This window comes from Acinetobacter sp. UBA5934 (genome assembly GCF_002430855.1).
Classification (GTDB): domain Bacteria; phylum Pseudomonadota; class Gammaproteobacteria; order Pseudomonadales; family Moraxellaceae; genus Acinetobacter.
Genome location: NZ_DJDC01000177.1, coordinates 1 through 621 on the forward strand (window position 1 = coordinate 1; position 621 = coordinate 621).

1 protein-coding gene is annotated in these 621 nt (G+C 49.0%); it reads right to left on the bottom strand.

Going from position 1 to position 621, the window contains the following annotated elements; genetic code table 11:
• The coding region (locus tag B2Y23_RS12895; protein WP_414632129.1) for a tRNA modification GTPase at positions 1-549 on the bottom strand (549 nt) is incomplete at its 3' end.
• Positions 550-621 lie beyond the last annotated feature (72 nt).

Below are 621 nucleotides of genomic sequence, written 5' to 3' on the forward strand. Positions count from 1 at the left end.
AAAGTCGATTTCTTCTTCCGGGAAATCAATCGCAGCTTCCACATGCAGGCGCAAATGAATCAATTTTTCTAATACGGTATTGACCCGGGTAGAGAAGGCGCCTTGTAACGAGCGTACTGCAGAACGTGCTGCAGCTTGTGAAGTAGCATCAATCAGGTCGGCAATCGCCTCGGCTTGCACCAGATCCAGTTTGCCATTTTCAAAGGCACGCATGGAAAATTCACCCGCTTTGGCAGCGGTTGCACCCAGCTCCAGTAAACGGCCAAGTAAAGCATTTTGAATCACCGGGCCGCCATGACCTTGCAGCTCCACCACATCTTCACCGGTAAACGAATGTGGATTCGGGAAGCAAATGGCCAAGCCTTCATCCATCACTTCACCCGAAGCATCATAAAACTGACGGAAACCGGCAAAACGGGCTTTAGGCAAGGCTTTTTGAGTCAAAGCTTCTGCAATGGCATAAGATTTCGGACCAGACAGACGAATCACCCCCACGCCACCCCGCCCAGGCGGAGTTGCAATCGCAGCAATCGTAGTAAGGTTTTGCATAAAATTCACCTAAAAAAATCCCAAATCACAGCCAAAGAAAAATCCGCCTAAGATTACCATCTTAAGCGGATT